Source organism: uncultured Microbacterium sp. (genome assembly GCF_963521645.1).
GTDB lineage: Bacteria > Actinomycetota > Actinomycetes > Actinomycetales > Microbacteriaceae > Microbacterium.
This window is the reverse complement of the sequence record NZ_CAUQVQ010000016.1, coordinates 18,856-43,758: the sequence shown is the minus strand read 5'-3', so window position 1 is coordinate 43,758 and position 24,903 is coordinate 18,856. Positions and strand designations below refer to the sequence as shown.

21 protein-coding genes are annotated in these 24,903 nt (G+C 67.8%); 18 read left to right on the top strand and 3 right to left on the bottom strand.

From position 1 onward, the window contains the following. Positions 1 to 425, bottom strand: a 425-nt coding sequence (locus RWO82_RS06190; RefSeq protein ID WP_314424784.1) for a DNA-formamidopyrimidine glycosylase family protein, incomplete at its 3' end; no start/stop codon positions are given. 61 nt (positions 426 to 486) lie between these two features. On the opposite strand from RWO82_RS06190, the gene RWO82_RS06185 reads away from it, so the two are divergent. Together RWO82_RS06185 and RWO82_RS06180 are read left to right on the top strand one after the other, a co-directional pair. Continuing rightward, complete coding sequence (locus tag RWO82_RS06185) at positions 487 to 1,419, top strand: hypothetical protein (RefSeq protein ID WP_314424781.1); 933 nt, start codon at positions 487 to 489, stop codon at positions 1,417 to 1,419. Positions 1,420 to 1,902: 483 nt separating this feature from the next. Continuing rightward, positions 1,903 to 3,147, top strand: a complete 1,245-nt coding sequence (locus tag RWO82_RS06180) for a condensation domain-containing protein (RefSeq protein WP_314424778.1) — start codon at positions 1,903 to 1,905, stop codon at positions 3,145 to 3,147. Here RWO82_RS06180 and RWO82_RS06175 read toward each other — a convergent pair. Continuing rightward, on the bottom strand, positions 3,132 to 4,097 hold the full coding sequence (locus tag RWO82_RS06175; protein WP_314424776.1) for a GDP-mannose 4,6-dehydratase: 966 nt from the start codon (positions 4,095 to 4,097) through the stop codon (positions 3,132 to 3,134). The genes RWO82_RS06180 and RWO82_RS06175 overlap by 16 nt on opposite strands. A 292-nt stretch (positions 4,098 to 4,389) precedes the next feature. On the opposite strand from RWO82_RS06175, the gene RWO82_RS06170 reads away from it, so the two are divergent. From RWO82_RS06170 to mfd, 16 genes are all read left to right on the top strand, one after another. Beyond that, positions 4,390 to 5,874, top strand: coding sequence for a hypothetical protein (locus RWO82_RS06170; protein ID WP_314424773.1), 1,485 nt, complete (start codon positions 4,390 to 4,392; stop codon positions 5,872 to 5,874). Then, positions 5,871 to 6,608 carry a hypothetical protein gene (locus RWO82_RS06165; protein ID WP_314424770.1) on the top strand — a complete coding sequence of 246 codons (738 nt, stop codon included), beginning with the start codon at positions 5,871 to 5,873 and terminating at the stop codon, positions 6,606 to 6,608. Before RWO82_RS06170 ends, RWO82_RS06165 begins: the two co-directional genes overlap by 4 nt. Then, positions 6,601 to 7,692 (top strand): glycosyltransferase family A protein, encoded by a 1,092-nt coding sequence (locus tag RWO82_RS06160; protein WP_314424767.1) that lies wholly within the window; start codon positions 6,601 to 6,603, stop codon positions 7,690 to 7,692. Before RWO82_RS06165 ends, RWO82_RS06160 begins: the two co-directional genes overlap by 8 nt. Further along, positions 7,689 to 8,411 carry a sugar phosphate nucleotidyltransferase gene (locus RWO82_RS06155; protein ID WP_314424764.1) on the top strand — a complete coding sequence of 241 codons (723 nt, stop codon included), beginning with the start codon at positions 7,689 to 7,691 and terminating at the stop codon, positions 8,409 to 8,411. Before RWO82_RS06160 ends, RWO82_RS06155 begins: the two co-directional genes overlap by 4 nt. After that, a complete protein-coding gene (locus RWO82_RS06150; protein ID WP_314424761.1) occupies positions 8,401 to 9,279 on the top strand; it encodes an NAD-dependent epimerase/dehydratase family protein in 879 nt (292 codons plus the stop codon). The genes RWO82_RS06155 and RWO82_RS06150 overlap by 11 nt, the downstream gene beginning before the upstream one ends. Positions 9,280 to 9,288: 9 nt before the next feature. Continuing rightward, positions 9,289 to 10,854 carry a methionine--tRNA ligase gene (gene metG, locus RWO82_RS06145; RefSeq protein WP_314424758.1) on the top strand — a complete coding sequence of 522 codons (1,566 nt, stop codon included), beginning with the start codon at positions 9,289 to 9,291 and terminating at the stop codon, positions 10,852 to 10,854. Next, the gene (locus tag RWO82_RS06140; RefSeq protein ID WP_314424755.1) at positions 10,851 to 11,096 is read left to right on the top strand and encodes an acyl carrier protein; all 246 of its coding nucleotides are present in this window, start codon (positions 10,851 to 10,853) and stop codon (positions 11,094 to 11,096) included. Before metG ends, RWO82_RS06140 begins: the two co-directional genes overlap by 4 nt. A 10-nt stretch (positions 11,097 to 11,106) precedes the next feature. Then, positions 11,107 to 12,369, top strand: a complete 1,263-nt coding sequence (locus RWO82_RS06135; RefSeq protein ID WP_314424754.1) for an AMP-binding protein — start codon at positions 11,107 to 11,109, stop codon at positions 12,367 to 12,369. Then, positions 12,366 to 13,391 (top strand): serine hydrolase domain-containing protein, encoded by a 1,026-nt coding sequence (locus RWO82_RS06130; RefSeq protein WP_314424751.1) that lies wholly within the window; start codon positions 12,366 to 12,368, stop codon positions 13,389 to 13,391. Before RWO82_RS06135 ends, RWO82_RS06130 begins: the two co-directional genes overlap by 4 nt. Beyond that, positions 13,388 to 14,851, top strand: coding sequence for an AMP-binding protein (locus tag RWO82_RS06125; protein WP_314424749.1), 1,464 nt, complete (start codon positions 13,388 to 13,390; stop codon positions 14,849 to 14,851). The genes RWO82_RS06130 and RWO82_RS06125 overlap by 4 nt, the downstream gene beginning before the upstream one ends. Continuing rightward, the gene (locus tag RWO82_RS06120) at positions 14,838 to 15,749 is read left to right on the top strand and encodes a transglutaminase domain-containing protein (RefSeq protein ID WP_314424746.1); all 912 of its coding nucleotides are present in this window, start codon (positions 14,838 to 14,840) and stop codon (positions 15,747 to 15,749) included. The genes RWO82_RS06125 and RWO82_RS06120 overlap by 14 nt, the downstream gene beginning before the upstream one ends. After that, positions 15,746 to 16,300 carry a histidine phosphatase family protein gene (locus RWO82_RS06115; RefSeq protein ID WP_314424742.1) on the top strand — a complete coding sequence of 185 codons (555 nt, stop codon included), beginning with the start codon at positions 15,746 to 15,748 and terminating at the stop codon, positions 16,298 to 16,300. The genes RWO82_RS06120 and RWO82_RS06115 overlap by 4 nt, the downstream gene beginning before the upstream one ends. Then, positions 16,297 to 17,571, top strand: coding sequence for a hypothetical protein (locus RWO82_RS06110; RefSeq protein ID WP_314424740.1), 1,275 nt, complete (start codon positions 16,297 to 16,299; stop codon positions 17,569 to 17,571). Before RWO82_RS06115 ends, RWO82_RS06110 begins: the two co-directional genes overlap by 4 nt. A gap of 61 nt (positions 17,572 to 17,632) precedes the next feature. After that, the gene (locus RWO82_RS06105; protein WP_314424738.1) at positions 17,633 to 17,893 is read left to right on the top strand and encodes a phosphopantetheine-binding protein; all 261 of its coding nucleotides are present in this window, start codon (positions 17,633 to 17,635) and stop codon (positions 17,891 to 17,893) included. 31 nt (positions 17,894 to 17,924) lie between these two features. Next, positions 17,925 to 20,231 (top strand): peptidase domain-containing ABC transporter, encoded by a 2,307-nt coding sequence (locus tag RWO82_RS06100; RefSeq protein ID WP_314424736.1) that lies wholly within the window; start codon positions 17,925 to 17,927, stop codon positions 20,229 to 20,231. A 48-nt stretch (positions 20,232 to 20,279) separates the two neighbouring features. Next, a complete protein-coding gene (gene mfd, locus RWO82_RS06095; RefSeq protein ID WP_314424733.1) occupies positions 20,280 to 23,843 on the top strand; it encodes a transcription-repair coupling factor in 3,564 nt (1,187 codons plus the stop codon). 14 nt (positions 23,844 to 23,857) lie between these two features. Here the strand turns inward: mfd and RWO82_RS06090 are convergent, their stop codons facing one another. Further along, positions 23,858 to 24,739, bottom strand: a complete 882-nt coding sequence (locus tag RWO82_RS06090; protein WP_314424730.1) for an SDR family oxidoreductase — start codon at positions 24,737 to 24,739, stop codon at positions 23,858 to 23,860. Between the last annotated feature and the right edge of the window lie 164 nt (positions 24,740 to 24,903).

Below are 24,903 nucleotides of genomic sequence, written 5' to 3'. Positions count from 1 at the left end.
AGCGGATCGGGTCCCAGCCTCGCGATGCCGGGCACGTCGTCGGGATCCCGCACGACGTACACGGCGAGCGACTTCTTCGTGCCGGCCTCGGTGAGGTCGAATCCGCTCTCGTCGTCGAGCGCCACACGCAGCGCGATCGGCGACTTGCCCGGTTTGAGAGGAGTCGTCGGCAGAGCCTCGTACCAGCGCAGCCACCCGGCTTTCGCGAGGTGGAACACGAGGTGCAGCTCCTCACCGCAGGCGATGTCGATGAACTTGCCTCGTCGCGAGACGGCCGTGATCTCGGCCCCGTGCACCGCGGTGTTCGGCGGATCGTAGGTCTTCAGCGCAGCGATCGCGCCGACGCTCGTCCGCACGACGGTGCGTCCGACAGCTCTTTCGGCGAGGAAGGTCGCGAGTCCCTGCACCTCGGGCATCTCCGGCATGCGCTTCATCCTGCCATCGGCCGCGGACCATGGGAAAGGGGGCGAGTCTAGGCTGAGGCTCGTGGAAGCCAGCGCCGTAGACGTCACCGGGTGGGAGGAGCGGGCTCACGACCCTGCGCTCGAAGGGCGGCGCTCGAAGCGGTGGCTGCACAACCCTGAGGAGCCGCCGCGAACCCGGGCATGGCTGTTCAAGGAACTGCGGGTGATCGAGGACGGACACGCCCACGACGAATGGACCGAGCCGATCATCGCCGCACTCGGTCAGGCGTTGGGGGTGCCTTGCGCAGAAGTGCGGTGGGCGCAGTGGAACGGAGTCCGGGGATCGATCTCGAGGAGCGTCGTCTCACAACCCGGATGGGAGATGATCTCCGGCATCGCGTGGATGGACCGCCGTCTCGGACGATCCGTGCTCGACGCTGCCCCCGACCGACGCACGGCGTCTGATCTCTACACCATCGAGGCGATCCGACACACGCTCGCGGACGTCTGCCCGCCCGTGCCTGCAGGGGCGGGCGGCGCTGGCCTTGCGGCCTTCGACGTCTTCGTCGGCTATCTCATCCTCGATGCCCTGAGCTCGTGCCCGGATCGTCACGGAGAGAACTGGGCGGTTCTTGTCGATTCGCACGGTGAGCGCGCGCGGCTGGCTGCAGCCTTCGACTTCGAGGGCCGTCTGGGCACCGAATTGAGTGGGGAGGACCGGGATCGCCTGCTCTCCGTCTCTGGCGCGTTGGACGAGTACCGGAGTTCGCACCGCCCCTGGTTCTTCTCATGGGGTGATGCGGAGGTGCCGACGCTCATCCAGAAGGCGAGGCGCGCCTGGGGCTTGTGCGGCTCGGCGTCGAGGATGCACTGGCAGTCCGCTCTTGCAGGCGTTCGCGACGAGCACGTGCGCGACCTCATCGACCCGGCGCCGGGGGTGGAGCGAGACGAGCGTCGACTGGTGACAGAGATCGTGCTGGCGAACCTCCGAGACCTGTGTGTCGCACTCCGGTGATGACGACCGGGGTGACCGGGACGCCGCCGCAGTAGGCGGCGATATGGCCGACGGGCCTTGAATCGCTACTGACGATGCTGCAACATGGGCGGAACAGACATGCCGGAGGGAGGGGAAACCGATGAGCGAATTCACAAAGGTCGACATCGTGGAGATCGCAGATGCCGAGCTCGACGACGTCGTGGGAGGCATCAGCAAGTGCCTGTGACACCGATGGGTGCGCGCGAAGCACCGCGGAAGCGGCGATATCGCGCGTCAGCCTTGAATCGATGCCGATGATGCGGCAACATAGCCCGAACAGACATGCCGGAAGGGAGAAACCTGATGAGTGAATTCACAAAGGTCAACGTCGTAGAGATCGCAGATGCGGAACTCGACGATGTCGTCGGAGGCGTCCACAGCTGCCTTCCCGCGTAAGGGATGGAAGTGAGCCTCTCCCCTCAGGGGGAGAGGCTCATTTTTCTGCAACGGCGAGGGAGTGACATGGGTAGCGAGGATTGGTTCTCCGTCACGCCCGGGCAAGCGGACGTTCTGCGAGTCCCTGCGGCGGGCGGGCAGACCACGTGGGTCGAGATCGACGGGCCACTGGAGGCAGCACGCGTCACCGAGGTCGTCCGCGGGGTGGTGCAGCGGTACGACTGTCTGCGGGCTGTCTTCCGTGAGTCTGGACTCGGTGGGTTCGAACAGCGCGTCGCGGATGCCTCGGAGACGACGCCCGACATCCGGCTCCTCGACGTCGGCGAGGTGGAGGACGACCTCTTCGACCGGTTCGCGACGAAGATGGCGCAGAGCACCGCGATCTCCTGGGATCTGCAGGAGTCCCCGCCTTTCCGGGTGCATCTCATCCGTCGCGACCCTCTCCATCACGTTCTGCTGGTCGCGTTCCACCCCGCGGTGGTCGATGCGCAGAGCGGCTCCACGATCCTTCGGACGCTGCTCTCGGGGGTCGGCGCCGACGGTGTGCTCGCCGAGGACACGCTCGCCCCCGGCCTCTATCGAGCGGAGGTGGAGGCCACCGCTCCCACCACGCGAGCCCGCGACGCCGACGCGCGGTACTGGGAATCGGTGATCCCGCACCTGATGGCTCGCGATGATGTGCCCACCGTGCAGACAGCGGACCTCGACGCCGCGCAGGGAGTGCTCCCGGGCATCGATGACCGCGAGCTCGCCCGGAGGTGGTCGCAGCAGGGGGTGAGTGCCGCATCGTGGTTCGCCGCTGAGTACCGGTCTTTCCTCACGGAGGAGATGGGAATGAGTGTGCCGGCGTTGATGTCGCATACCCAGTACCGCTCGGGGAGGAACCGCGAGGCGTGCGGGATGTTCGCCGCTGCCCGACCTGTCGTCCTGCATGCGGAAACGGAGCCTGCCGCGATTCATCGTGCGCTGCAGCGGACACAACTGCACCAGCGCATCGGAGGCGCGCATCTCGCCGGGCTTCTCGATGACCCGGCGCGCCTCGAGGTGCTTCCTCAGTTCAACTTCATCCCGCGTCGCGCCGCGACGGGTGCCGAGTCATGGAACGTGGACGGCAGCCCGGTGACTCTGCGGTTCCGCAGGCCCGCCCTGCGTGTGCGGCACGCGACGAATGCGCGCCTGCGCGTGTTGGAAGAGGATGAGGGGTGGGCCGTAGAGGTGCAGATCTCGCCGAGGTGGGGCGGTCGGGACACCGCGGTGTCCATACTCGACCGGCTGCGGCGAAAGCTGACTGCGGGTCAGATGCCCGGGTGAGGAAGTCGCTCCTCGCTCCGCCACCAGGCGAGGGTCCGCGACAGTCCGTCGACGAAGTCGATCTCGGGGGTCCATCCCGTCGACGCCCGGAGTCTGCGGGAATCCCCTTCCAGGACGTCCACGTCCGACGCGCGGAGCAGATCCTCTCGCACTGAGATCGAGACCGCCTCACCGATGATCTCCGACACGCATTGCACGATCTCGGCGACGGACACCGAGGAGCCAGTGGAGATGTTGAAGACATCGGCCCGGAACCCCGAGTCCGATTCCAGGAGAAGGGCAAGAGCGCGGGCGACGTCTGTGACGTAGTTCAGGTCGCGCCGAGACCCCAGCGCGCCGAGCGTCAGGGTGCGCGCTCCCGCCGCGATCTGCTGCAGGATGGTGCCCACGACGGCGCGCGTCGACTGGCGCGGGCCGAAGGTGTTGAACCCGCGGGCGATGACGATGTCGGTGTCGCGGCTGAGAGACAGGCTCTCGGCCACCTTCTCGGCACCGATCTTCGACGCCGCGTACGGCGACTGCGCGTGGAGGCGGTGCGACTCGTCCATCGGCCTCGTGACGGCGCTGCCGTACACCTCGCTCGTCGACATGACGAGCACTCGTCGCGCGCCGCCCGCACGGGCGGCATCGATGACATTGAGCGTGCCCGTCGTGTTCGTGTCGACGAAGGAGCGAGTGGCTTCGAACGAGTACGGCACAGAGATGAGGGCCGCGAGATGCGCGACCGCGTCGACGCCGGACATCGCCGGGAGGATCGTCGCCTGGTCACGGATGTCGCCGAGGACAGGTCGGATTCCCGCTCGGATGTCGGGGTCCAGATCGTCCAACCAGCCGAGTGATCCACTGGATGTGTACTGCACGAATCCCACGACGTCGTGTCCGCGACGGACGAGCGTATCGGCGAGGTGGGAGCCGATGAAACCTTCACTTCCGGTGACGAGGATGCGCACGGGGCCATGATATCTTCGTTCGCATTGTGCGCCCATTGCAGGAAGCGCACGTGTCGAGGGGGGCCGTATGGAGCACGTCGAACACCCGAAGTCGAACGCCGATGAGATTCCGCAATTCGCGAGAAGCTTCGGAGCAGACGCGCTCGACGAGCTTTTCCCGACCGACGGCCGAGCGCTTCGGCTCGCGCGGATGATCGAGGCCGGACAGTCCGCCTTTGAGCCTGTCGGCGCTCGTTTCGGAAGGCCGCAGGAGAGGGATCCGCAGGACGAGTTGCATCGGTGGGGGTCACTTATGCCGCACGCACCTGCGGGCGACGCGCACGACGTCGTCAGCGGGATCGCGAGCGCCTTCCTCAGCGGGGCGGTGAATTGGCGCGACTCATCCCTCCACTACAACCTCGGCGCGCCGCCCACCACGGTGTCTACGGCGCTGTACGCGCTGGGTCTCGATGCCAACGTGTACCTCATCAACGACGGATTGGCCGGGCGCGCGATCCTGGCGGAGGCGGCGGTCTCCCGCATCCTCAGCGAGCTGGCCGGCGTAGCCGCGAACGAGGCGCGCGGGCTGTTCGTCTTCGGCGGCACCGGGACCATCGCCTACAGCATCCGCTGCGGTCTCGCGAAGTCCACACCCGACCTCGCTCAGGACGGCATCGACAAGCGATCGTTCGTCGCGATCACCGAAGAGGCGCACTTCTCTCATGCGCGCAGCTCCCGCTGGCTCGGCCTGGGTGACTCGCAGATCCTGGTCCTTCCGGCGAACGAAGACCGAACGACCGACGTCGACGGTGCCATCGCCCTGATCGACGAGCGTGTGGCTCAGGGTGGCCGGCTCGCGACGCTGCTCGTCAATGGAGGTACGACCTACGACCACGGTGTCGATGACGTTCCACGTTTCCGCGGATACCTCGAGGAGCTGGCAGCGCGCGAGGGATGGGACTACCGCCCGCACCTGCACGTGGACAGCGTGATCGGTTGGGAGTGGCTGTTCTTCCGCGGCCACGACTTCGATTCGACGTCAGCCTTCGACTCGCGCACCCGAGTCCTGCTGCGCGAGCAGGCAGAGCTCGTCGAGTCGGCGCTCGGCAATGCGGATTCGTGGGGGGTGGACTTCCACAAGGGGGCGGGATGCTGCCCGATCGATTGCAGCATGGTGATGTTCAACGACGGTCGCGACCTCGGATACCTGAACGGCCACGGGCGACTCGATGAGATGCATCAGCTCGCGAGCGAGCTGAGCGTCGCATCGCCAGCCGATCACACGCTCGAGACGTCCCGCGCCGGGGCGAAGGCGCTCGCGGCGCTCGGCACGCTTCACAGTTTGGGACGAGACGGATATCAGGCCGTCCTGGGCGGTCTCGTCGAGGCCGCCCAGCGCTTCCGCGCGGTGGTTGCCGAGTATCCCGACATGCAGATCGAGAACACATACTCGCGCGGGTATCAGTCCATGGTGCGGATCTTCCCACCGGAGCTCTCGCAGTCCTCGTTCCGGGAGACGGAGCGGAAGGGGACGGGAGACGAGCAGCGCGCGTTCACGGAGGCGGTCAATGCGTATCACCGGGCGTTCGTCGAGTGGGACGAACGGGTCAGGATGTCCCGCCAGGGACCCGGACCCTATTACTCGTTCAGCGGCAGATTCCGCGTCGTGGAGTCGGGGGCGGGACTCACAGGGCTGAAGTTCTATCCGACCTCGCCCCGACTGTCGAACGCCGAGGCTGAGGACGCAGCGAGAGTGCTGGCCGATCTGAAGGCGGAGTTCGACGCGGTGGACCGATGATCAGCCCAGAGCGCTGGCAGTGGCTCGAACAGGTGGTGGAGCGGATCGGACTCACCGATGCGTTCCTCTTCGGAGGCGCAGCATTCGATTGGACCGCGGGCGACGCGGAGGCATCCGATGACGTCGATCTCCAGGGCGAGGGTGGCGCCGAAGCCGAGGCCGCATTCCTCGCTGCGGTCGAGCGCGACGGGGGAGCGACCTTGCTGTCGGGGCCTCGCGACTATCGGATCTTCCATGACGAGCCCGTGCGGTTGTTCGAGGTCTCCGTGGACGGTGTGATGTTGGACGTCAACCTCATGGACACCACGGTGCGCCCCGGCCACTTCTCGATCGAGACAGTGCGCTGGAGCATCCCGAGCCGCCACCTGGAGGACCCGCACAACGCATTGGTCGAGGGGCACCGCCCGCACCTGGTCACCGCGCCGGGGTCGGACAACCCAGTCCGGATGCTCTCCCGACTCATCCGTCTCGCGCGCAAGTACTCGGTCACGCTCACGTCGGCACCCCTGCGTGACACTGCGCTGGAGCTCCGCCGTCGCGCCGAGGAGTGGGCACCTGCGGACGACTTCCACGGAAAAGATGCCTGGGCGTCGTACGACCGGCTGATCGCGAGGGTCACGCAGGACGCCGACCGGAATTCCGGGCTCCTCGACGAGCTGCGCGCACTGGAGCTCGTCGACCTGGGGCGACGCTCGTCGGTGGTCGAAGCACGAGACACGGGGCATCATGGCTGACCGCGTCGTTGCGATCGTCCCGACCTACAACGAGGACGAGTACATCGCCGCCACCTTGCGGTCCCTCGCTTCGCAGCATCCGCGACCAGTCGTGGTGGTCGTCGACCGCCCGGGGACCGACGGCACGCGGGAGACGGTCCGGCGCGTGAGCGCGGAGGAGGCGATGGAGACCGTGGTCATCGAGGACACGGTGCACACGATGTCGGGCGCGCGGCGTCTGGCCGTCGAGTTCGCACGGCGAAATCTCTCTCCCGACTACTTCCTCAGCATGGACGCCGACACCGTCCTTCCTGCGGGATGGCTCGGCGAGGCGCTGAGCGCCGCGAAGGCGGGCCCGTATGGTCTCGTCGCGGGGGAGGGGTACTTCGAATCCGCGTTCTGGCGAAGCGTTCCGCACCTCGCGGCCCAGTACGCGCGTCACGTGGGACGCGTCTTCTTCCCACAAGACATCTACGACGAGCACCGCGCGGATCCGCCGATGTTCGAAAGTGTCTTCCGACGTTTCGGCAGGCCCCCGTCGGACTGTGCCATGCTCGTCAGCTCATCGGCTCTCGCTGTGACGGGCGATATTCCAGAGGACCGCGACGAGAACGGCGAGGTCGAGCAGGGAGTCGGATGGCCGCTCATGGTGCGGCTGCTCGACGCCGGGCAAGCGATCACGTCGATCGCGAGCCCGATGTACGAGACGAGCGCCCGTCGCCTGCTCGGCGATGCGGTTGCGCTCCTCGACAGTTCCACGTACGCCGGAGTGTCGACCGAGAGCTACCGGCACGACTCCGATGGACTCCGCCGAGCACTCGACGATCATGCTGATCGCCTCGACTTCGGGCAGCTGCAGGAGTACGTCGTTCGCAACTACGTCATCCTCGCCTGCCTGCTGCGTCCCCGTCTCGTGTCCGTCAACGCCGACCTCTTCGGTGAGGAACTCGCCGGGGAGCTGCGTGCGGCCGTGCTCGACGAAGGTGCGTCGGAAGATGCGGCGAGGAATCGGGCGCCCCTCGAGGTCTTCGCGACGGCGCGCCGTCTGACGCCCCTGTTCTTCGACCGGATCGTGGCAGCGTTCGAGAGGGAGAGGGCGTGGTGACGGGGCCGTCTGCGGTGATTCTGGCGGGAGGTCGAGGCACTCGCCTGAGGCCGCTGACCACACTCATCCCCAAACCACTCGTACCGATCGGATCGCGGCACTCGATCCTCGACATCGCGATCGCACAATTGGCGGCCGCCGGTTTCTCGCACATCTGGATCGCCGTCGGTCACCTCAGCCACCTCATCCGAGCGACGATCGGCGACGGCTGCCGGTGGGGTGTCGATATCACCTATATAGAGGAGAACGAGCCGCTCGGTACCGCGGGACCATTGACAGGGATCGACGATCTGCCCGAGCACTTCCTCGTGATGAACGGCGACGTGCTGTGCGACGTGGATCCGGCGGAACTGGTTCGCGAGCATGCAGCCTCCCGCGCCTCGCTCACGGTCACCGCGGTCGAGCGCGAGGTGCGGCACGACTACGGTGTGCTGTCTCTGGACGACGGTGCCGTGCGCGCTTTCGACGAGAAGCCGGTGGAGCACTTCTACGTGTCTGCGGGGATCTACGTCGTGGACCGCGCCCTCATCCGCAGGTACCCCAGGAATGAAGCAGTCGGCTTCGACTCGCTGATCCGCGACCGGATCGACGCGAGCGATCCTCCCGCCGTCCACGTCCACCGAGGCATCTGGTTCGACGTCGGACGCCCGGGCGACTACGACGAGGTGAACGCCGACGCCGAGGGACTCATCGCGAAGCTGCTGCGTCGTGTCCCCTGACGCTCCGATCCTCATCCTCGGCGCCGGCGGCTTCATCGGGCGTCACGTGGTCTGTGCCGCGCGCGGCGGCGGGTGGTCGGGCTCGGTCATGGAGGGCCCCCGGTGGCGGGATCACCCGACATCGACGGTCTTCGCGGACGCACTGGCGCGGCACCTCGATCGCGCGGAACCCACGGTTCTGGTCAACGCCGTCGGGGGCACGACCGGCGACCTGGAGGCGTTGAACGTCGCTCCTCTCGACGCGATTCTCGACGTCTGGACGCGGCGGGGGGGTGTCGACAGCCTCGTACAGCTCGGCTCTGCGGCGGAGTACGGCGTCAATGCGCGGCCGATGCGGGAGAGCGACGTCGCGGCGCCCGTCACTCCGTACGGACGCGTCAAGCTCCGCGCGACTGCGCATGCGCGTGAGCTGGGGGCTCGATCGGTCGTGCTCCGTCCGTTCAGCGTCGTGGGCGCGGGGATGTCGGCCGGCACGGTGATCGGTCGGGTCGGTTGTGAGCTCGCGCTGGGCGCACGTGAGGTCTGGACGGGCAGGTTGAGCGCGGTTCGAGACTTCGTGGCGGCGGAGGACGTCGCCGAAGCGATCTTGAGGGCCGCTCGATCCGTGGGCAGCGACGGCAGGGCCTGCGGTGAGATCATCAACGTCGGTACGGGTCGAGGGGCGACGGTACGTGAGATGGTCGATCTTGTCGTCGCGGGTGCGGTGCCCCCGGTCATCGTCCACGAGGCGACCGGCGCCGACCCCGTCACCCGGGCCGTCGCGGAGCCGGTCAAGGCCGAAGATATCCTAGGCTGGACTTCTCGGATCGGACCCGCCGCGATGGCCGCGTCCGTCGTCGAACACCGCATCGCCTCGGCCGAGGCATAGGAGACACTTGTGACATCGAATTACATCACCACGCCCATCTTCTATGTCAACGATGTCCCGCATATCGGACACGCCTATTCCGAGACTGCCGCGGATGTCCTGGCTCGCTGGAGCCGTCAGCGGGGCATTCCCACCCGACTCGTCGCGGGCACCGACGAGCATGGAGAGAAGATCCTCCGTTCCGCCGTCGCGAACGGCGTCACACCGAAGGAATGGGTCGACCGTCTCGTCGAGAACGACTGGAAGCCGCTGCTCCGTACGCTCGACATCAGCGCGGACGACTTTATCCGCACGACCGACGAGCGCCACAAGGAAGCAGTGCGCGCGTTCCTCGTGCAGCTGCACGACGACGGGCATATATACGAGAGCGAGTACAAGGGTCACTACTGCATCGGTTGCGAGGAGTACAAGCTGCCCGGGGAGTACGAGGTCGTCGACGGCGTCGCCCTCTGCCTGATCCACGGACGACCGCTCGAGTACCTGACTGAGACGAACTACTTCTTTCGCATGAGCGCGTTCGCAGATCAACTGCTCGAGCGATACACCTCCGATCCCCGCACACTGCAGCCCGATTCGGTGCGGCACGAGATACTGGCTTTCCTCTCGTCGGGCGTTCGCGATATTTCGATCACCCGATCCAGTTTCGACTGGGGAGTCGAGGTCCCGTGGGACCCCGCGCACGTCGTGTATGTCTGGTTCGACGCGCTGATCAATTACATCTCGAACATCGGGTGGAACGCGGATCCCGCGGAGTTCGAGCAGTGGTGGCCGGCGACGCACATCGTCGGGAAGGACATCGCCCGGCTGCACTCCGTGCTGTGGCCGTCGATGCTCCTCGCCGCGGGTCTGCCGCTGCCGAAGACGATCTTCGGCCACGGATGGCTCCTCGTCAACGGTGAGAAGATGTCCAAGACCAAGAAGACCGGCATCGTCGCTCAGGACATCATCGAGCTCTTCGGAACCGACGCCTTCCGCTACTACTTCATGCGAACGATCCGGTTCGGTCAGGACGGATCGTTCAGCTGGGAGGACATCGCAGCTCGATACAACTCGGACCTCGCCAACGGCATAGGCAATCTGGCCTCCCGGATCATCAGCATGATCGAGAAGTACCGGGGCGGCACCGTCCAGGTCGGCTCCACTGCGTCGGCCTCGGCGCAGTCGTGGATCGACAGGATCGAGAGCGCGCTCGACGCGGCCGATGCCGCCATCGACAAATTTCAGATCTCCGAGGCTGTGGCAGCCGCCTGGACTCTCGTCGACGGTTTGAACCAGTACATCTCCGAGGTGAAGCCGTGGACGATCGCCGCGGACCCCGAGCGCGGTGACGAACTGGATGCCGTCCTGCGTGAGCTCCTGTGGGTGCTCGCGACGATCGCACTTCTTCTGTACCCCGTCATGCCTTCCTCGATGGAGGCACTCTGGAGCAGGCTCGGCCTCGCGGAGAGATTCGGCGCGGTCGCGGGCGTCGTTCCTCGCGAGTTCGTCGGCTCAGCAGATCTGGGCGCGGTACGGGTCACGGCGGGGGTGCCCCTGTTCCCGCGCGTCGAGCTTCCCGAGAGGGACGATCGATGAGCGCTCAGCTGCCGACACGTCCCGTCATCCTCGGGTGGTTCGAGGAGGCGGTCGAGCGTCCACTCCGCGAGGACCAGGACTACTTCGATCAGGGCGGAGACTCCTTGAGCACTATCGAGATCATCGATCGTGTGGAGAAGGAGTGCGGCGTGGCCGTGCCTGCCTCCGTGTTCTTCGACAGCTCCCGTGTCAGTGATCTCCTAGACGAGTTCCTCCGAAGGCTCGCGCCGACCGGGGAGTGACGGGAAGCGGATGGGGGGCGGCGAGGCGCGGACGGACCGAGAGCGGTCCCTGCTGAGCATCCGTGATGTCGGCGGAGATCGCGATGTCAACGCTTCCGCCGCATCCCTCGATGCCGGTGAACGAGTGATTCCGGGGAGTTCCCGCGCCGAGACGCTGCGGTGGATCGTCGAGCACGGACGCGCGCGCGGGGGCATCGTCGTCGTTGACCCCGACCTGCCCAGACTCGCAGATCCCGAACCCGATTCCGACGCCCTGCCCCCCGCAGCGGCCCCGGACCTCGTCTGGCTGAGGAGCGGCGGGACGACAGGACGCCCTCGATGGTCCCCGGTCGACGTCGGCGCCCGCGCAGCGCACATCTTCGCGTGGAATCTCCGGGAGACGGGGTGGGCTGCGGGGATGACGCAGCTGTCCGTGCTCCCGCTGCACCATGCGGCCGGCCTGACGACCGCAGTCGCCGGACTCGAGGCGGGCAACGATCTGCTGTTCCTGCCGCGCTTCTCACCGGCGTCGTTTGTGCACACGGTGACGCGCGAAAAGGTGCAGTGGGCGTGTGTGACACCGGCCCACATGGCGCTCGTTCGTCGCGACGGGCTGCTCGATGAGCTCTCCGCGAGCCCGCTCAGCATCCTGCACACCGGCGGGCCGTGCCCGCACGACCTCAAGCGCGCCTGGATCGAGGCGCTCGGCGGCGACCGCGTCTCGGAGATGTACTCGTCGACCGAGCAATCGGGGATGACCGTCGCCACGGGCGCGGAGTGGATCGAGAGGCCGGGCACCGTCGGGCGAGGACGAATGACCCGAGTCCGGATCCTCCGCCCATCCGGAGAGGAGGCGGAGGTCGGTGAGGTCGGTGACGTGGTGCTATCTCCGATGTCACGCCGAGAGCCGTCGGATGCACGGGGATGGGGGGACCGCGGGTATGTGGATGCCGACGGGTTCCTGTATCTGACCGGCCGAAGCTCTGAGTCCGTGAACATCGGAGGCGAGCTCGTCGACCTGCAGGAGGTCCTCGCGGTCGTGCGGAGCGTGCCAGGCGTCGATGAGGCGGCCGTGCGGCCGATGGCCGATGATGTGCTCGGGTGGGTCCTCGGAGTCGTGGCGCTCGCCGAGGGCTCGGTGGACAGGACAGCCGTGAAGCGGGCCATCCGCGAATCTCTCCCCGCGGCCGCGAAGCCGCGACGCGTCGTCTTCGTCGAGGAGTGGCCGGCGGACTCGCGCGGCAAGACGCCTGCCTCGCTGCTGGACGCGATACTGAAGGGAGAACCGAGATGACGCTAATCGGCCTGGAGCACACGCAGAGCCTGCTCGAAGACATGCGAGCGCGCGGGCAGCTCGTGTGCGCCACGGTGGGCGCGCGGCATGCGGGCGGAGATGCGTTCACCGTGACCGTCGGCGCGGGGGATCCGCATCCACGGTGGCGCCTGTACTGCGCATCGAAGCCGATGCTCGCCCACACCGCACTCACCCTTCTGGCTGAGGGGGGAATATCGGTCGGGAGTGATGTCGGCGAGCTCATCGGCGTCAGCGCGTTGGCAGGCCTCTCCATCGACGGTGTGCTCTCGCACACCGGCGGACTGCGCAGCACTGCGGGAGAGGACTTTCATCCGACTGACTACCGTTCGCTGGTCGAGCTGCCCCGTGAACGGGTGATGGACGATACGCTCACGGGCACCCTGTTCTACAGTCACACGCTGGCCTGGAGCGTGCTTGCGCTCGTGGTCGAGAAGCTCAGCGGGGCCGACTTCGCAGAGGCCGTCGCCGGAACGACCCTGGACCCGTTCGCACTGACCGACACGTCGTACCACCTGGACCCGGAGCGCACGAACTCATATTCGGCGGTCGTCGACGGTGCGGCGGTGTCCCTGAGAGACAAACGGCATCCAAGCTACGGATCACCGAACCCGTCGTGGGGCGGCGCGAGCACCATCGAAGACATGCTGCAGTTCTACACCGTGCTACGAGAGCGCCAGGTGCGCGGGGACCCGGTGGTGAACCGGATGGCAGAGGAGCGCTGGTTCCCGGGCTCGGAGGGTCGTCCGCCGCGCTCATTCGGACGGGGACTCTTCGTGGACATGCAGCGTGAGGGCGCGAGCTCGCGCTGCTCGGAGCGGAACTTCGGCCACGGCGCCAGCGCGCTCTTCGGGCGCCGCGACCATCTCGTCAATCTGTTCTGGTACGACGTCGACGCCGAGACGGCGTTCGGGATGATCCTCGACGGCGCTGTCGCGAGGGGAGACGCGCGCTTCCCGTCGATCGCGAAAGCCCTGTACGCCGACCTCGAGGGGGCGCGATGACGACGGACGTCGCTATGGGGCGGCACGCGACGGCCGGCTGGCTCGACGACCGCGCGCGTGATTGCGCCGACCGGCCGGCGGTCGAGATTCTCGGCGCGCCCTCGCTCAGCTGGGCGGAACTGCGCGAGGCGGTGATCCGCCTCGCCGACGTCCTCCGCGGTCGCGGGCTCCGTCCGGGGGATCGCGTGTCGATGCGGATGCGCAGGTCGACGGACTCGGTGATCGGGCTCCTGGCGATATGGAGGCGAGGCGGCGTTCCGCTGCTCCTCGACGACGGCTCCCCGCCGGACTGGATCGCCCGTCGCGAGCGCGCTGCCGGGGTCCGCTGGGTGTTCTCGGCGGACTCGGGCGGGCTGCGCCGCGCAGACGCTCGTACGCTAGGGAATTCCGCCCACCATGGCGCGCCGCAGGACGACCGATCGTCCCTCAGCCACATCCTCTGCACGTCGGGAACTCAGGCCGAACCGCTCGCGATCGGGACCAGCTGTCAACAGCTTGACGAGCAGATGCTCGCCTACGTCGAGCGCTTCGCCCCTGATCCCGGTGATCGGATCGCGCTCTTCAGCGGGCTCGCCCACGACCCCGTCATCCGCGACCTCGGGGCGGCCCTGCTCTCCGGAGCGACGATCGTCGTTCCGCCCGAGGATGTCTTCTCCGTGCCCCGCCGCGCGGGCCGTTTCCTCGGCGAACGTCGTATCAGCCTTCTGCACTGCACCCCGGGGACCCTCAGCCTCGCCGATCCTCTACGCCTGGCCGACACGTGGCGCGACTTGCGTCTCGTTCTCTGCGGAGGCAGTGCGTTGCCCGCAGGGCTGGCTGCTGCTGTGCTCCCTGCGCCCGCGGTCGAGCTGGTGAACGTGTACGGGGTGAGCGAAGTGCCACAGATCGCCAGCGCGCACGTGGTGACCGAGGCCGACATCGCCGGACCGCCGGAGCGTTCCGTGTCGATCGGTCGGGGCTTCGGCACGCGCGCGCTCGAGCTCCTGAAGAACGTGGACACTCCGGACGGGCAGCTGGAGGTCGTCATCCTCACCCCCAGCGTCGGCCGCGAGCTCGGGGACCGTGCTGGCGAGGCGAGTACGAGTCTGAGCCCGAGTACGAGTACGGGCCCGGTCCGGTTCCGTACGGGCGACCTCGCTGTGCGTTCCGAAGACGGCTCTGTGCGGATCGTCGGGCGACGTGACGACGTCCTCGATGTCAACGGGGACCGGGTGTCGCGTGCCGAAGTACGAGACGCGGCGGTCGGGATCGACGGCGTGCACGAGGCCAAGCTCGTGGTCGGCGTCGACGGAGCGACAGAGCTCCTCGCCGTGCTGAGCCCTGACGCGAACGTCGCGGAGATCAGGCGGCACCTCGGTCGCCTCCTGCCCCCGGCGGCGGTGCCGCGACGGATCGTCGAGGTGGACCGGCGCACGATCGACCGCAATCGAAAGAAGGCGATCCCGCATGATCGGACCTGAGGAAGTGGCGGCGCTCACAGACGCGAGGGATCGGCTCCGCCTCGTTGCCGACCAGTTCCGAGTCTTCGACTGCGACGCGAGCGTCTGCAGCCGCGACCTCGGACTCGACAACGAGACGGTCGCGCTCATGGTGCAGCTCGGCATTCCGCACGTCAAGGCCCCCGCGGGACCGTTGTTCGACCGACGCGACATGATGTCGATAGCCTCGATCCTCGGGAGGGATCGTGTGCAGCGCCTCATGATGCGGCGGTGGGTGGAGCTCGCCGAGCGTGCGACGGCGAAGACGCTGCACGCCGAGGTCGCCGTCGTGGCCGCGGCCCCGGCCACCGGACCCGTCGATGTCCTGCTTCCAGACGGCGGAACCCGCAGAGTCGATGCCCGGCCCGAGCGCGAGACGTGGCGATGGGCGCGCCCGCCCCGACCCGCGGGGGCAGTGCCCGACGAACTGCTCGGAATGCTCCGCGCCGTCAGCGACGTCGAGATGTTCCACATCCCGTGGGAGGTCAGGGACGACCCGGTCCTCTTCGAGGGGGCACGTATCGCTGACTGCCGGTCGGCCACATTGCACATCGCGCGGCTGGCTGGAGAGAACGGGATCCGTTGCCGCACATCGTGGGGGTTCATCGTCTGCGGGCCGTTCTCGGCAACGCACGCATGGGTGGAATTCGACATCGACGGACGGTGGGTGCCCGTGGACGTGCACATGGCCTCCGCCCTCGTGCGATGGGGGATCGCCGACATGGACGTGATGTCTCTCGCTCTGCTCCTGCCGGAGATCTATTGGCGATGGAGCGAGCATCCTGCGTCTTTCGTGCATCGAGATGGTGACTACATCGCTCTCTCGTTCCCCACCACCGTCGTTGTGAGCGATGCCCGCGGAGAGGATCCGGAACCATGATCACCGTCCACCTGCTCCGACATGCCGAGCCGGATTACGCGATCCTGGTCTCCGACGACCGGCGTTTCGCCGGCAATCGCAGAGACTTCGCACCGCTCTCGCGCGACGGTCGCGAAACCGCTGCGTCCGTCGCAGCCGCCCTGGGTGCGACCACGGACGCGCAACTCGTCGTTTCGTCTCCGTACACGCGGGCGCTGGAGACAGCGGCTCACGTCGCCGCAGCGACCGGCGCTCCGCTTCGCGTGATCCCGCAGCTGCACGACTGGCTCGCGGTCATACATGGGGGCGCACCGATCGACGCGGAGCGAGTGGACCTGTCCATCGCCGAATATCTGGCGGGTGAGCATGCGGACGCGACGTTCGAGACACCCGATCAGGTCGGCCGCCGGGTCGAGGCGGTCGTCTCCGACCTCGCATCCGAGGGATGGCGCGAAGTCGTGCTCGTCGCCCATCAGGAGCCCCTTTGTCGCTTCGCCGGTATACAGGAGCTGGGCATGGGGGAGTATGTCACTCGCGTCTTCGACCCACAACGACGCGAGGAGGACGCATGATGCTCGGCGCAGAGGACCTTCAGGAGGCGTTGGATGCGTCCGGAGGACGAACGCCTGTCTACGTATACTCCCTCGACGAGGTGCGTTCCGCGCACGACGAGCTCAGGAGTCACCTCCCTCATGCGGCTCTGCTCTACTACTCGCTGAAGGCCAATCCTCATCCTGATATCGTCCGCGAGCTCGGCCGCCTCGGGTGTGGCGCGGAGGTGAGCTCGGTCGCCGAGATGGAGATCGCGGCCGCACTGCTCCCGCGAGAGCGGTGCATCGTGACCGGCCCGGGTAAGACCGAGGAGCTCATCCGCACAGCGCTCGACCTCGGCATCCGGCGCTTCTCGATCGAGTCGTCGACCGAGCTGGATCGCCTCCGCAAGGTGAGCGCTGCGTCCGGCGCTCCCGCCGAGTACCTGCTGCGCATCAATGCTCCGTCGCCCCGGGCAGGAGGTCTGACGATGACGGGTCGTCCGTCGCAGTTCGGCATCCCGCTCAGTGAGGCGCTCCGATCGCCGAGGCTGCTCGCCGATGAGGGAGCGGTCACGTGGCGCGGTTTGCACTTCTTCCCCGCGTCGAACATGGACCACCACGACCTGCTGACGAGCTTCGCGCAGTCGCTCCGCGCTGCGGTCGATCTGTCTCTCGCGCACGGCAGAGTGCCGATAGAGCTCGACTTGGGCGGCGGCTTCGCCGCGACGTTCGGCGAGGCCGGGAGGCCACCGCTCCCTGCGGGCTCCGCGACCGAGTTGACTTCGATGATCGAGCGGGCGTTCCCGCAAGGCGGAGGTCCCGAGGTGGTCTCGTTCGAGTCCGGCCGGCGACTCACGGCGTCGTGCGGAAGCCTCGTCGCGAGCGTGGTCGACGTGAAATCCGCCGGCGATCGGCTGTTCGCGATCGCGGATGCGGGCATCAATCACCTCGGTGGATTCGGCGCGCTGCGAAGAGTTCTGCCGAGCCGGGTGACAGCCTCGCTCCGTGACGCTCGCGGAGTCCTGCGTGCGTCGGCAGAGGGGCGCCCGGGCATCCGATCGGCGGTCGTGGTCGGCCCGACGGGCGCACCGCCTGACGTCCTGGTATCGGATCTCCACGCGATGCAGCCAGAGGTGGGAGACCGCATCGTGATCCCAGGGGTCGGCGCCTACGGGCTCACGGCGAGCCTGATCGCGTTCCTCGGGGTGGCGCCGCCCGTGGAGGTCACACTGGACGGGGGGCGCGTGCGTTCGGCGACATCGCTGCGCATCAGCCGCGTCCGATGGGACGAGCAGGCGCCTCGCACGTGAGTCGGCGTATCGGGGCGGTGTGCGATCATGGGGGGATCGCGACGATGAGACGGGGGAATGCATGACTGATCTGAATTCGTGGACGCCGGAGTTCGAGGCGATTCTGCGCGAACGCCTGTTCGCCCTCGGTGCGGACGAGCCATTGGCCCCCGGAGCATCGCTGCGCGACCTCGGGCTGGACTCGCTGGACTCGGTTGCGCTCATGGTCGATCTCGAGGAGCACTTCGACATGAGCTTCGACGATCGGCAGCTCACGCCGCAGACGTTCGAGACCGCGCGGGCCCTCTGGGAGGTCGTGGCGTCCCATGCCGAGCAGCGTTGAGGTGCGGCTCACGACGGTCGTCCGCTGAAGGATGAGCTCGCGTCAGCATGACGAGTCGGAAGCCGGGGGTGACGAGTTCGACCCCTCGGGTCGCTTCCGCTCGCGAGCTCTCGAGGCCGCCGGGCGCGGTGCGGAACTCGGCCCCTCCGCCGACGTCTCGGGGCGGATCCGAGATCGGGTCGGAGCGCGCGAGCGGATTCGCGCGCTCGTCGACCGGACCATTCCGTTCCACCCGCAGATGGGCAACGCCGACTGCGGACCGGCGGCGTTGTCGATGTCTCTGAGCCATCTCGGCCTCCCCGTCTCGCTGCCGGAACTCCGGGAGCAGCTGAAGACCGGAGGCACGGGGTCCTCGATGGGCGATCTTGTCCGGCTCGCTCGCAGGCACGGTGCTGACGCGCGCGGCGTGAGAACCACTCTCGACGGGCTGTCTCAGCTCGCACCCGGCTCCATCCTGTTCTGGAAATTCAATCATTTCGTCGTTCTCGAACGAGCGGGCAACAAGTCGGTCGTCATCGTGGATCCTGCCTCAGGACGTCGGACGGTGCCGATGCAGGAGATCGACGACGCGTTCACCGGTATCGCGATCGAGATGACCGCGCCCGCGCCTGCCGAGCCGAGTCGAACAGGTGACCGCGCACGCCGGGGCCATCCGTGGGGACAACTCAGGATGTTCGTCCCGAAGTCGCCGCTGTGGGTCCCCGCGTTCGTCGTCTCAGCCGGGCTGCTCCTGCTGACGCTGACGCTTCCCTTCGCGATCCAGACCGTGATCGACACACCGGCGAGAGCTGACGGGGCCCAGTCATGGTCCCTCGTGGCCGGGCTCGTCGCGATAGTCGTGCTGTACGCGGTCCTGCAACTCACCCGGGGAGTGTTCATCAACACCCTGCAGTCGATCCTCGACCGGGATTCGACGCGTCGGATCGTGAGCAGGCTGTTGCGACTGCCCTACGGGTACTTCGCCCACCGGCATCCTGGGGATCTCGCGCAGCGAGCACGGGCGGGTTCGCGTCTGCGGCATGTGATCTCCAGCACGACCGCGGGAGCGGCCTTCGATACGGTGCTCGTCGTGGCGTTCCTCGCGGTGATCGGCAGTTCCTTCGGTTCGATCGCGTTCGTGGCCATCGCATGCGTAGCGCTCTTCGCGGGGGTGGTCACCGTGTCGTGGAAGCGGCAGCAGGCGCTGTCCGCCGACGCTCTCGCGGCCAGTATCGCGGCCACCAGCACACTGCATGAAGTGCTCGACGGAATGCCGACGGTCAAGTCTCTGGGCGCAGAAGACGAGTCGTTCGCCCGCTGGGGAAACCTCTTCGCCGCGGAGGTCACCGCGACGAGCCGGAAGGGGCGTCATGCTGCCGTGATCAGCGGGATACTCTCGACGGTTCAGTTCACGGCACCCCTCGGCGTCCTCGTCATCGGGTTCTTCGCTGTGAGTGACGGACGGCTCGAGATCGGTCAGCTCGTCGCTCTGTCGGCGCTGACGACGCTGCTGTTCGGCTCGCTGATGAGCCTCTCCACAGGTGTCGCGCAGCTCTCCTCCATCGCTCCCGACCTCGCGAGGGTCGAGGACATCATGGCAGGCGAGTCCGAGCGGACGGGATCTGTGCGGGTGCCGGATGACGCTAATGCCCTGTCCGTCGAGGTGACCGGCCTCAGCCATGTCTACGAGGGCGCGGTCTCGCGAGCGGTCACGGACCTCGACGTCGAGATCCCCGCGGGAGCGTACGTCGGTGTCTTGGGCGCATCTGGTTCGGGGAAGTCCACCTTGGGAGCGCTCATCGCGGGGCTCTTCGAGGCTCGAGAGGGGACTATCCGCATCGGGGACGTCGACATCGCGGATCTCGATGTGCGGCACCTCAGACGGCGGATCGGGTATGTCGATCAGAACAGCCGTCTCGTCGCGGGCAGCATCGCGAGCAATCTTCGCCTCGGCGCCCCGGGAGCCGACCTGGACGAGCTGCAGGCCGCTGCACGGCTCGCGGCGATCCACGACGACATCGCGGCGCTGCCGATGGGATACGACACCGTCCTCACGGCCTCAGGAGGCGGGCTCTCGGGCGGTCAGCGGCAGCGGATCGCGCTGGCGCGCACGCTCGTGAAGCGCCCTCCGCTCCTCATCCTGGACGAAGCGACCAGCGCGGTCGATCCCCCGACCGAGCGCGTCATCCTGCAGAACCTGCGCGCGCTCGGGTGCACGGTCATCGTCATAGCGCATCGACTCAACCTGGTCTCGGATGCCCAGGAGGTGTTCATCATGGACGGCGGTCGAATCGTCGACCGCGGAGCTCCTGCGCAGATCCGCGCCGCGCGAGGTCAGGGCGACGAGATCATCGTGTGAGGCGCGGGAGCGCGCCGCCATGTCGGAGGCCGCGGCTAGGCTTGACCGGTGACTGTTCCGGGGATTCTGCGCGCCTTGGAAGAGGCGTCTCTTTTTCGTGACGCCCTCAGCTGGGCGCAGGCCGATGCCGATCTGGGCCTCGTCGACGGACTCGACGCCCCTGCGCTCGCCGGGCTGCTCGAGAAGCGCCGTGCCGCCGGGCATCCGCCCGCTCTCCTCACCGTCGTGCCCACCGGCAGGCGAGCCGAGAGCCTCGCTCAGGCGCTCGCCGCGTACATCCCCGACGCCGAGGTCGTCACCTTCCCGGCTTGGGAGACCCTGCCCCACGAGAGGCTGAGCCCGAGCCCCGACACGGTCGGTCAGCGTCTGCAGACGCTCCGACGGGTGGCCGAGTGGTCGGGCGACCACCCGCTCGTCGTGGTCGCCTCGGTGCGTGCCGCCCTGCAGCCGATCGCCGGCAACCTCGGCGAGATCGCTCCGCTCGAACTGCGTGCGGGGACCCGGGGCCACGAACTCGATCGCGTCGTCGAGCAGCTCGTGGAGCGTGCGTACTCACGGGTCGACATGGTGTCGCGACGCGGAGAGTTCGCGGTGCGCGGCGGCATCCTCGACGTCTTCCCCGCGATCTCCGAGCATCCGTTCCGCGTGGAGTTCTTCGGCGACGAGGTCGATCAGATCCGCGCCTTCTCGGTCGCCGACCAGCGATCGCTGCCGGGAGACGTCGACCGCGTCGACCTCCCGCCGAGCCGTGAGCTGCTGCTGACCCCCGACGTGCGCGACCGCGCCCGCGCGCTGATCGGCGGCTTCCCGGCCATCGCGGGCATGCTCGAGAAGATGGCCGAGGGTATCCCCGTCGAGGGCATGGAGTCCCTCCTCCCCGCGGTGTCCGGTCCGCTCAAGTCGCTGGCCGAGTATCTGCCCGAGGGCAGCGCCACGGCCGTCGTCGACCCCGAGCGCTCGAGCGCCCGTGCGATAACGCTGGGCGAGACCAACCGCGAGTTCCTCGACGCGGCCTGGAGCGCCGCGACCTCGGGAGCCTCTGCGCCGATCGACCTCGGCGCGGGAGACTTCCTGACCATCGCCCGACTGCGCGAGGTCGTCCGCGACCGCGGCGGCGTGTGGTGGCGGCTGAGTCCGTTCGCGATGGGCGGCGAGGACGCCGAGACCATCGACGCCCAGGTCATCCCGTCGTTCCACGGCAATGTCGACGGTGCGATCTCGTTCGTCGACGCCAAGGTCGCCGAGGGGTGGCGTGTGGTCGTGATCGCCGCGGGCGCGGGTCTCGTCGACCGTGCTCGTGACGTGCTCTCCGACCGCGGCATCGCGGCGCGCATCGTGCCCGAGCTGATCGAGGCGCCCGACACCGGGGTCGCGACGCTCGTCACAGGATCCGTCGAAGCGGGGTTCCAGAGCGCCGAGGCGAAGCTCGCGGTCCTCACCGACAACGAGTTCTACGGCCGCACGATCGGCGGCGACCAGCGCGTCGTCAAGAAGCTCGCATCCCGGCGCAAGAACGTCGTCGATCCGCTGCAGCTCAAGCCCGGTGACTTCGTCGTGCACAACACGCACGGGATCGGCCGCTTCGTCGAGATGACGCAGCGCGAGGTGTCGACCGGCGGTCGCAACGCGACCAAGTCGACCCGCGACTATCTCGTGCTCGAGTACGCGCCGTCCAAGCGCGGCTATCCCGGCGACAAGCTGTTCGTGCCCACCGACCAGCTCGACCTGCTCTCGAAGTACGTCGGCGGCGAGGGTCCGACTCTGTCGAAGATGGGCGGCAGCGACTGGTCGCAGGCCAAGGGCAAGGCACGCAAGGCCGTGCGCGACATCGCCGTCGAACTCGTCAAGCTCTACTCGGCGCGCATGAGCGCGAAGGGCCACGCTTTCGGCCCCGACACCCCGTGGCAGCGCGAGCTCGAAGAGGCGTTCCCGTTCGCCGAGACGCAGGACCAGCTCCAGACCATCGACGAGATCAAGGCCGACATGGAGCGGCCGATCCCGATGGACCGCCTGCTCTCGGGCGATGTCGGGTTCGGCAAGACCGAGGTGGCCGTGCGTGCGGCGTTCAAGGCGATCCAGGACGGCAAGCAGGTCGCGATGCTCGTGCCGACGACCCTGCTCGTCAAGCAGCATCTCGAGACGTTCACCGAGCGATTCGCAGGCTTCCCGGTGAAGGTGCGTCCGCTCTCGCGCTTCCAGACCGACAAGGAGGCTCGTCTGACGCTCGACGGTCTGCTCGACGGCACCGTCGACATGGTGATCGGCACGCACCGGATCCTCACCGATCAGGTCATGTTCAAGGATCTCGGGCTCATGATCATCGACGAGGAGCAGCGCTTCGGCGTCGAGCACAAGGACACGCTCAAGAAGATGAAGACCAACGTCGACATCCTCGCGATGAGTGCGACGCCGATCCCTCGGACGCTCGAGATGGCGGTCACCGGCATCCGCGAGATGTCGACGCTCGCCACGCCGCCCGAAGATCGCCATCCGATCCTCTCGTTCGTCGGTCCCCGCAGCGACAAGCAGATCGCGGCCGCGATCCGTCGCGAGATCCTGCGCGAGGGGCAGGTGTTCTTCGTGCACAACCGCGTGCAGTCGATCCAGCGCGTCGCGGCGCAGCTCGCCGAGCTCGTGCCGGAGGCTCGCATCGCCGTCGCGCACGGGCAGATGGGGGAGCACGCGCTCGAGCAGGTCGTCGACGACTTCTGGGAGCGCAAGTTCGACGTGCTCGTCTCGACGACCATCATCGAGACCGGCCTCGACATCTCGAACGCGAACACGATCATCATCGACCGCGCCGACAAGTACGGGCTCAGCCAGCTGCACCAGCTGCGCGGGCGCGTCGGCCGCGGGCGAGAGCGCGCCTACGCCTACTTCCTGTACGACGACATGAAGCCGCTGAGCGAGACGGCGGCCGACCGGCTGCAGACGATCGCGGTGAACAACGACCTCGGGTCCGGCATGCAGGTCGCGCTGAAGGACCTCGAGCTGCGCGGCGCGGGCAACCTGCTCGGAGGCGAGCAGGCGGGTCACATCGCCGGCGTCGGATTCGATCTCTACCTGCGCATGATCGGCGAGGCCGTCGCCACGTTCCGCGGAGAAGACGTCGACTCCGGTCAGGAGCTGCGCCTCGAACTGCCGTTGGAGGCGCGCATCCCCGAGCACTACATCGACAGCGAACGCCTTCGGCTCGAGGCGTACCAGAAGCTCTCGGCGGCGTCGACCGCGACGGCGAAGGACGACGCGATCGATCTGGTGATCGAGGAGCTGACCGACCGCTACGGCACGCCGCCGGAAGATGTCGAGGGCCTCATCGCGGTCGCACGTCTGCGCCGCCGCGCCGCGCGGGCAGGACTCTCCGATGTCGTCGTGATGGGGTCGAACCTCCGGATCGCGCCCGCGCGCCTGGAGGACTCGATCAAGGTGCGGCTGCAGCGGCTCTATCCCAAGGCGAAGCTCGTCGCGGGCGGCGAGGCGCTCGTGGTGCCCATGCCGACGGTGCCGGCGGCGATCGGGGTAGGGGTCGAACCCCTGCCCGACGCCGAGCTGCTGCGATGGGTCGAGCAGCTCTTCACCGCGATCTTCCCCGAACCCGCGAAGGTCGAGTGACCGGAGTCCTCGCGCTACAGCGAGAACCCGCCGTCGGAGGTCAGCACCTGCCCGACCACCCACGACCCGGCATCTGTGCAGAGCCAGCCGATCAGCCGAGCGGGGTCGCTCGGACGACCGACCCGGCCGAACGGGGTTCCCGCGATCCACTCGTCGACGCCCGAGAGATCGCGATCCGTGGTGTCGGCGTCGAGATAGCCGGTGTTCACCGGGCCGGGGTTGACCGTGTTCAGCACGATGCCGACGTCGAGCAGCTCGGCAGCAGTCGAGCGCGTGATGCCCGCGAGGGCGGCTTTGCTCGTGGCGTACGAGATCTCTCCCCGCATCGCGCTGTGCCCCTGTCCTGACGTCATCCAGATCACGTGCCCGGTGGGCTTCTCGAACGGTCCCAGCGACGGGATGCCGTCGCCCGGTCGAGCAGTCGACGTCACCGCACCACCGAGCTCTCGGCGGCGACGCCGCGCCAGTCCTGCCGTCAGCAGCAGGGATGCCCGCGCGTTCGCCTGCCAGTGCGCGTCGAGGCGCTCGGCGGTCATGTCGAAGATCGTGCCGTCTCCGCCGCTCATCGCCTGATTGCAGACGACGATGTCGAGGGTGCCCGACAGCGAAGATGCCGAATCCAGCAACGGCTCGATGCTCGCGGGGTCTCGGAGATCCGCGTGCGCATCTCCCATCACGGCACCCGGCGCGAGCGCGTCGCGGATGCCCGCCGCGACCGCGTCGATGTCGTCGCCACCCCAGGGGTGGTCGAGGTCGTGAGGACGGAAGTGATGGAAGAAGATGTTGGCGCCGAGGCCGGCGAGTGCCGTCGCGGTCGCGAATCCGATGCCGCGGCGGCGCGAGACGCCGGTCACCAGGGCGGTGCGGCCGAGCAGGGGAAGGTCGGTGGAGTGCAAGAGGTGCCTTTCGATCGAGGACGCCCCGGGCACGTCGATCTGTGGCCGGAGGCGGGGAGGGGGATCGGGTCACCTGCGCTTCATGACCGACAGCGTAGCACCGCCCTCGCTACCCACTCGGGCGCCGCACGTCAACGGGGTGTGTGCTCTCACGGTGCGCGCGC

Excerpts from the sequence above, each read along its gene's own strand:
- RWO82_RS06135 (WP_314424754.1), top strand. The coding sequence starts at position 11,107 with ATGGGGGGCGGCGAGGCGCGGACGGACCGAGAGCGGTCCCTGCTGAGC.
- RWO82_RS06130 (WP_314424751.1), top strand. The coding sequence starts at position 12,366 with ATGACGCTAATCGGCCTGGAGCACACGCAGAGCCTGCTCGAAGACATG.
- RWO82_RS06180 (WP_314424778.1), top strand. The coding sequence starts at position 1,903 with ATGGGTAGCGAGGATTGGTTCTCCGTCACGCCCGGGCAAGCGGACGTT.
- RWO82_RS06120 (WP_314424746.1), top strand. The coding sequence starts at position 14,838 with ATGATCGGACCTGAGGAAGTGGCGGCGCTCACAGACGCGAGGGATCGG.
- RWO82_RS06105 (WP_314424738.1), top strand. The coding sequence starts at position 17,633 with ATGACTGATCTGAATTCGTGGACGCCGGAGTTCGAGGCGATTCTGCGC.
- RWO82_RS06140 (WP_314424755.1), top strand. The coding sequence starts at position 10,851 with ATGAGCGCTCAGCTGCCGACACGTCCCGTCATCCTCGGGTGGTTCGAG.
- RWO82_RS06100 (WP_314424736.1), top strand. The coding sequence starts at position 17,925 with ATGAGCTCGCGTCAGCATGACGAGTCGGAAGCCGGGGGTGACGAGTTC.
- RWO82_RS06115 (WP_314424742.1), top strand. The coding sequence starts at position 15,746 with ATGATCACCGTCCACCTGCTCCGACATGCCGAGCCGGATTACGCGATC.
- RWO82_RS06165 (WP_314424770.1), top strand. The coding sequence starts at position 5,871 with ATGATCAGCCCAGAGCGCTGGCAGTGGCTCGAACAGGTGGTGGAGCGG.
- RWO82_RS06160 (WP_314424767.1), top strand. The coding sequence starts at position 6,601 with ATGGCTGACCGCGTCGTTGCGATCGTCCCGACCTACAACGAGGACGAG.
- RWO82_RS06170 (WP_314424773.1), top strand. The coding sequence starts at position 4,390 with ATGCCGCACGCACCTGCGGGCGACGCGCACGACGTCGTCAGCGGGATC.
- RWO82_RS06110 (WP_314424740.1), top strand. The coding sequence starts at position 16,297 with ATGATGCTCGGCGCAGAGGACCTTCAGGAGGCGTTGGATGCGTCCGGA.
- RWO82_RS06125 (WP_314424749.1), top strand. The coding sequence starts at position 13,388 with ATGACGACGGACGTCGCTATGGGGCGGCACGCGACGGCCGGCTGGCTC.